Source organism: Pseudomonas rossensis (genome assembly GCF_039888995.1).
In the GTDB taxonomy this organism is placed as follows: Bacteria; Pseudomonadota; Gammaproteobacteria; order Pseudomonadales; family Pseudomonadaceae; genus Aquipseudomonas; species Aquipseudomonas rossensis.
Window position 1 is genome coordinate 1 of the sequence record NZ_JBBWCB010000212.1, and the last position, 6,331, is coordinate 6,331.

Below are 6,331 nucleotides of genomic sequence, written 5' to 3' on the forward strand. Positions count from 1 at the left end.
GTATCAGCGGCACAGCCTTCACACCTGCATCAGGCTTGATGAACTTCCCCCGCACGTACAGCGGCGAACGCAGCGATATCAAGCGCCATCCCTTGGATTCCGGGGTGATGGTCAGGTCCAGTTGCTCAGTCGCCATATTGGCGGTGCCATCAATGTAGATGATCGCGTTTTCGGTATCGAAGACGAACAGGCGCGTAGTCGCCAGACCAGTCTTGATGTCGAAGTCGGCGGCAGCGCAGTTGATCTTCACTTCCTTGTCGCCAAAGATCTTGCTCACCACATAGTTGCCGACGTTCAGCCCGGCCAGCTCCATCAACTCACGACTGATAGCGCCATCGTTAATCAGCATCTTCAGATTGCCATTGGCGGTGCCCAGCAGTTTGGCCACCGAGTTGCCACGACCGGTGATGTCGGCATCGCCATTCAGTTCGCCGAAACTGGTTTTCATCGGCTCAAAGGTCGGGAACAGCTGCTTGAGTTTGAACTTGCGTGCGGTAAGTTTGGCCCGGCCTTCCAACGGTTCGGTTCGGCTATTGAGGCGAATCTGAGCATCCAGGTTGCCACCGGCCACGCCGAAGCGCAGGGGCTCAAGGCTCAGCACACCGTCAGTGAGTATCAGGTGGGTGTAGAGATCGTTGAACGGCAGTTTTTCGCTGTGGACGATGCGCTTGCCAGTGAACTCGACGTCAGCATCCATATCGCGCCAGCGCTCGGTTTTGAACTCTTCGACCGGCAATACATTGTCCGCCGGCTGCTTGCTTTCACCGCCACGGGCCTTTTGTTTGGCGTTGGAATCGGCACCGATCAGCGGGGCCAGGTCGGCAAACAGCAGTTGATTGGATAGCAACGAGCCGCTGAGTTTCGGGCGCGGCTGGCTGGCAACATAGGCCAGGCTGCCATGGATGTCGCTCTGACCGATCTTGCCGTTGAATTCTTCGTAACGGAAAACCGCGCCGCCCGCTTCATTCAGCTTGGCGATCAAGTGCCCGTCAGTCTCGTACGGCGGTGTGTCCGGCAGGGTCACGCCGGTCAGCGGGTAGAGATTGCCCAGGCTGGTGCCGGCCAGTTTCAGGCGCAAATCCAGGGCACCGAGGTTCAGTGGATCGGTGAGGGTACCGGTCAGTTCGACACGGGTGTCGGCGATTTTCACTTTTGCTTGAAGCGGGAACGGTCTGGCCGCGTCCTGCAACGCCAGCAGGCCGCCGATCTTGCCTTCGCCCGCGAGTTTCTGGCCGTGGTATTGGCCTTTGACCTTCAGCGCAAACGCATAATCCTGCGGCGCGGCACCCTTCTCCGACGCGGTTTTCGCGGCTTTGTCACCGACGATGTCACTGAACGAAATCGGCTTGCCCAGCGGGTCGATGATCAAGTCGAGCTGAGTCTTCAGGTTCTGGTCGTCGAGGATCACGTGGCCTTTGTCGAAGCCGATCGCACCGATGTCCACCACCCAGCTGGATGGCTCGGCGTTCGGGTCTTTGGGGTCGAACTTGAAGGTCCAGTTGGCGCGACCGTCGGTAAGGCGCTGGAGGTCGGCATTCGGTTCGGTCAGGTCAATACGCGGGATCACCACGCGCTGCGCCAGCAAGGCCAGGGGCGAGAGGCGCAACTCGACGCGTTTGAGGGTGACCATCTTCGGCTTCTTCGACCAGTCCGGGTTGCCCAGGCTCAAGTCCTCCGCCACAACATGCGGCCACGGCACCCAGGCACGCCAGCCGCCCTCGTTGGGCTCACGCTGCCAGACCACCGCGAGGTTGCCATTGATGGCGAACGGGCGGTGCAGTTCTTCGGACACTTTGGCGTTAAGCGGTGGTTTGATCCGGTTCCAATCGAAGAACGCGATGATCAGAACCAGTACGGCCAGCAGGACAACCAGGCTGGCGAGGGTCCAGATAAAAACTTTACGAGTGCGCGTCATTGCACAGGGCTCCTGATACGACTGAGCGCCCTGACTGCGACGCACGTTTGAAACGTTAGGTCAGAACCGGCCTGCCATGGAGTCTAGGACTGGGAAATGGCGCGCAGGTTTAACCGAAATGCCGCTTAACGCTCAAATAATCGGTCGGCGACAGGATGCCCCCTCAATCCAGCGTTACCGGACCCGCACTTTTGCAAGGCGCAAGTGAGTGGAATATACCCATCTCAGCGCAAAAACGTCCGCCGGAAACGCCCGATTTAGAGCCGTTTCACGGAACAATCAATTCCGTTGATTATTACCATTGCGTTTATGAACTTTTATATCGACTTATCGAGAGTAGCATTGCCCTCGTACCCACTTTATCGCCCTCCTACGGAGCACCTAATCATGAAACGCCAATTACTGCTTAGCCTTACCCTCTCAATGCTGGCCAGCACGGCTTTCGCCCTGCCAGCTGCTGACCAGGCGACCCCACAAGTCAAATCCACCCACTCGGTGTTCAGCCAAACCGTCGCCGAAGGTGGCAATGATCGCCTGAAAGAAAAAGGCCTGATCACCCAGGATGGCTCGGACCGTACTCCACAAGGTCAAACCCTGGCTGCTGACGGTTCCGACCGCACTCCACAAGGTCAAACCCTGGCTGCTGACGGTTCCGATCGCACTCCACAAGGTCAGACCCTGGCTGCTGACGGTTCCGATCGCACTCCACAAGGTCAGACCCTGGCTGCTGACGGTTCCGATCGCACTCCACAAGGTCAGACCCTGGCTGCTGATGGTTCCGATCGCACTCCACAAGGTCAAACCCTGGCTGCTGATGGCTCCGACCGCACTCCACAAGGTCAGACCCTGGCTGCTGATGGCTCCGACCGCACTCCACAAGGTCAGACCCTGGCCGAAGGTGGTGGTGACCGTGTCATCGAACGCAACAGCGCTTTGAGCTGAGCCCATGGCGGCCCTGAAAAAAAGCCCAATCTCCGGATTGGGCTTTTGACGTTATAGATGCCTCACTTCCCCGCTTGATTCCCCGATAGTCATTCGACGCCGGCAAAGCCGATTTGCTAGAGTGCGCCGCTGTCTTATCCAGAAAACACCCTTGCGATGCTGCCCCGCGCCGAACAGAAACAACAGACCCGCAACGCCCTGATGGACGCTGCCCGCCACTTGATGGAATGTGGCCGAGGATTCGGCAGCCTGAGCCTGCGCGAAGTCGCCCGAACCGCCGGGATCGTGCCCACCGGTTTCTACCGGCATTTCGCCGATATGGATGAACTGGGCCTGGTATTGGTGAGTGAAGTCGGTCAAACCTTCCGCGAAACCATTCGCCTGGTGCGCCACAACGAGTTCGTCATGGGCGGCATCATTGACGCCTCGGTGCGGATCTTTCTCGACGTGGTCACGGCCAATCGCTCGCAGTTCCTGTTTCTCGCTCGCGAGCAGTACGGCGGCTCGCTGCCGGTGCGGCTGGCCATTGGCCGCTTGCGCGAAGACATCAGCTCGGACCTGGCGGCCGACTTGTCCTTGATGCCGAAACTGCAACACCTGGACATCGCCGGCCTGAGCGTCATGGCTGATCTGATTGTTAAAAGCGTGTTTGCGACCTTGCCGGACATCATTGATCCGCCGGCGCAGGCGCTGCCCGAGCATCTGACGCCGCAGGCGAAAATTACCCAGCAGTTGCGCTTTATCTTTATCGGACTGAAGCATTGGCAGGGACTCGGCAGTACCGAGTGACCCTCTAAAAGATCGCAGCCTTCGGCAGCGCCTACATGGATCGCATTTCTCTGTAGGAGCTGCCGAAGGCTGCGATCTTTTTTTGTGCGCCGCAATTTGGTGCGCGCAGCTCTGAACCGCACCAAATTCACCCAAATTGCCGTAACGCCTTGGCACACTCACGGAGCTCCGACAGGCATTTCCTACGTATCACCCGATTGGCAAGCCCCTTGCTCTAGCCTAAGCATTGTCCATTGCTGGAAGCCTTCCGATGCTGGTGATTCATCGCAGAATCGACCCTCAACCCGTCTGGGCCGCCGAGTTGCACCTGACCTTCGAAGCCCGGAGCAAGAGTCGTTTGCGCTGTTTCAGTGCCGAGGGTGAAGACGTCGGGCTGTTTTTGGAGCGCGGTCAGCCACCGCTGCATGACGGCGAGTGCCTGCAAGCCGAAGACGGGCGCATCGTGCGCGTCTGCGCCCGGGCCGAACAACTTCTGCACGTCACCTGCGCCAATGCTTTCGAACTGACTCGCGCCGCCTATCACCTCGGCAACCGCCACGTCGCCCTGCAAGTCGGCGACGGCTGGTTGCGCCTGCTCGACGACTACGTGCTCAAGGCCATGCTCGAACAGCTTGAGGCCAAGGTCGAGAACATCGAAGCGCCGTTCCAACCGGAACACGGCGCCTATGGCGGCGGCCATCATCATTCGCGCCACGGCGATGAAGACTTCAACTACCCGCCGAAACTGCACCAATTTGGCGTGCGGCTATGAACCCAGCCTGGGCGCTGTTGCGCCTGGCCAGTCCGCAGTTGCCGATTGGCGGTTACAGCTATTCCCAAGGCCTGGAAATGGCTGTGGATAACGGCCGCGTCAACGACTCCAATAGCGCCCGGCGCTGGATCAGCGATCAGTTGCTGCTGAACCTGTCGCGTTTCGAAGCGCCGTTGCTGCTCGCCCATTGTGTGGCCGCCTTTGATGAAAACTGGGGTGAATTGCTGCAACGCTGCGAAGAACATCGCGCCAGCCGGGAAACCCGCGAGCTGCATCAGGAAAGTCGGCAGATGGGTTATTCGTTGCAGCAACTGCTCAACGGTTTGCCTGAGCTTGATGCCCCGGCCCGTGCCTTTCTCGAACAACGTCCCGAGCCGCACCTGGCACTCGGCTGGGCACTGGCCGCTCGCGCCTGGAATATCAGCCCCCAGGACGCGCTGGCGGCGTGGCTCTGGAGTTGGCTGGAAAACCAACTGGCGGTGTTGATGAAAACCCTGCCGCTGGGTCAGCAAGCCGCGCAACGCCTGACCAGCGAACTGCTGCCGCTGCTGCAAGAGGCTCAGCAGAACGCCACCCGAATCAACCCCGAACACTATGGTAGCGCTGCATTTGGCCTGTCCCTGGCGTGCATGGCCCATGAGCGCCAGTACAGCCGTCTGTTCCGTTCCTAGGGCCTTTATTTTGGGCCTGTTATTTTGGAGTAGCACATGAACACACAACCTCTGCGCGTCGGCATCGGCGGCCCGGTCGGTTCCGGCAAAACCGCTCTGACTCTGGCTCTGTGCCTGGCCTTGCGCGACCGCTACAACCTGGCGGTGGTCACCAACGACATCTACACCCGCGAAGACGCCGACTTTCTAGTGCGCAACCAAGCCCTGGCGCCGGAGCGGATCATCGGCGTGGAAACCGGCGGCTGCCCGCACACGGCGATCCGCGAAGACGCCTCGATCAACCTCGAAGCCGTGGACCAACTGAACCGCCGCTTTCCGGGGCTGGACCTGATCCTTGTGGAATCCGGTGGTGACAACCTGTCTGCCACCTTCAGTCCGGAACTGTCCGACCTGACCATTTACGTGATCGACGTCTCGGCCGGCGACAAGCTGCCGCGCAAGGGTGGGCCGGGGATCTGCAAATCGGATCTGCTGGTGATCAACAAAATCGACCTCGCGCCATTGGTGGGTGCGTCGCTGGAACTGATGGACAGCGACACCAAGCGCATGCGCAACGGCAAACCGTTCGTTTTCAGCAACCAGAAAACCGGTCTGGGCCTGGAAGAGATCATCGCCTTTATCGAACGCCAGGGCCTGCTGACAGCGGCGTGAACACGATCAACTTTTATCAACAAGGAAGCTTATCCATGACACTTAAACGCATTCTGGGCGCCATGGCCCTGCTGCTGACCCCGGCCATCGCCTTCGCCCACCCGGGGCATGGCGACAACGGTTTGATCGCCGGCATCAGCCACCCGATCGGAGGCCTCGATCACTTGCTGGCAATGGTTGCGGTCGGTTTGTGGGCGGCGCAGCAGAAAGGTGCTGCACGCTGGGCGCTGCCGTGCACATTCGTCGGCATCATGCTGATCGGCGGGTTGCTGGGATTTGAAGGGCTGAACCTGCCGGCGCTGGAGAGCGGGATTGCGGCGTCGGTGCTGGCGCTGGGTCTGGCGGTGGCTTTGGCAGTGCGTCCACCGTTGAGCCTCGCCGTTGCGGCAACCGCTTTGTTTGCGCTGTTCCATGGGGTGGCGCACGGGCTGGAGTTGCCGCAGATGTCGAGCCCTTGGGCGTATGCGGCGGGTTTTGTAGCGGCGACGGCTGCGCTGCATGGATTGGGTTATGCAGCAGTGCGGGTGTTGCCGCAAGCGGCGGCGCCATTGGTTCGACTGGCGGGTGCAGCGTCGGCGGCGACTGGCGTGTGGTTGTTGGCGGGCTGATTTC

Annotated in this window: 7 protein-coding genes; 6 read left to right on the top strand and 1 reads right to left on the bottom strand. The window is 60.0% G+C overall.

Annotated elements, in window-relative coordinates; all coding sequences use genetic code 11:
- A partial coding sequence (locus WLY71_RS28930) for an AsmA family protein (RefSeq protein WP_347806294.1) occupies window positions 1-1,915 on the bottom strand: 1,915 nt, incomplete at its 3' end.
- A gap of 387 nt (window positions 1,916-2,302) precedes the next feature.
- Here WLY71_RS28930 and WLY71_RS28935 point away from each other — a divergent pair.
- From WLY71_RS28935 to WLY71_RS28960, 6 genes are all read left to right on the top strand, one after another.
- On the top strand, window positions 2,303-2,857 hold the full coding sequence (locus tag WLY71_RS28935; protein WP_347806295.1) for a WD40 repeat domain-containing protein: 555 nt from the start codon (window positions 2,303-2,305) through the stop codon (window positions 2,855-2,857).
- Between the two features lie 156 nt (window positions 2,858-3,013).
- Window positions 3,014-3,646 (top strand): TetR family transcriptional regulator, encoded by a 633-nt coding sequence (locus WLY71_RS28940; RefSeq protein WP_046044801.1) that lies wholly within the window; start codon window positions 3,014-3,016, stop codon window positions 3,644-3,646.
- A gap of 250 nt (window positions 3,647-3,896) precedes the next feature.
- Window positions 3,897-4,397 carry an urease accessory protein UreE gene (gene ureE / locus WLY71_RS28945; protein WP_347806296.1) on the top strand — a complete coding sequence of 167 codons (501 nt, stop codon included), beginning with the start codon at window positions 3,897-3,899 and terminating at the stop codon, window positions 4,395-4,397.
- Window positions 4,394-5,068 (top strand): urease accessory protein UreF, encoded by a 675-nt coding sequence (locus WLY71_RS28950; protein ID WP_347806297.1) that lies wholly within the window; start codon window positions 4,394-4,396, stop codon window positions 5,066-5,068. Before ureE ends, WLY71_RS28950 begins: the two co-directional genes overlap by 4 nt.
- 36 nt (window positions 5,069-5,104) lie before the next feature.
- Window positions 5,105-5,719 carry an urease accessory protein UreG gene (ureG, locus tag WLY71_RS28955; protein ID WP_347806298.1) on the top strand — a complete coding sequence of 205 codons (615 nt, stop codon included), beginning with the start codon at window positions 5,105-5,107 and terminating at the stop codon, window positions 5,717-5,719.
- Window positions 5,720-5,754: 35 nt separating this feature from the next.
- Window positions 5,755-6,327: a HupE/UreJ family protein gene (locus WLY71_RS28960; RefSeq protein WP_347806299.1), complete on the top strand. Its 573-nt coding sequence runs from the start codon at window positions 5,755-5,757 to the stop codon at window positions 6,325-6,327.
- Window positions 6,328-6,331 lie beyond the last annotated feature (4 nt).

What these genes read in the sequence shown, in the direction of transcription:
- WLY71_RS28935 (WP_347806295.1), top strand. Translation starts at nt 2,303, where the DNA reads ATGAAACGCCAATTACTGCTTAGCCTTACCCTCTCAATGCTGGCCAGC.
- WLY71_RS28940 (WP_046044801.1), top strand. Translation starts at nt 3,014, where the DNA reads ATGCTGCCCCGCGCCGAACAGAAACAACAGACCCGCAACGCCCTGATG.
- ureE (WP_347806296.1), top strand. Translation starts at nt 3,897, where the DNA reads ATGCTGGTGATTCATCGCAGAATCGACCCTCAACCCGTCTGGGCCGCC.
- WLY71_RS28950 (WP_347806297.1), top strand. Translation starts at nt 4,394, where the DNA reads ATGAACCCAGCCTGGGCGCTGTTGCGCCTGGCCAGTCCGCAGTTGCCG.
- ureG (WP_347806298.1), top strand. Translation starts at nt 5,105, where the DNA reads ATGAACACACAACCTCTGCGCGTCGGCATCGGCGGCCCGGTCGGTTCC.
- WLY71_RS28960 (WP_347806299.1), top strand. Translation starts at nt 5,755, where the DNA reads ATGACACTTAAACGCATTCTGGGCGCCATGGCCCTGCTGCTGACCCCG.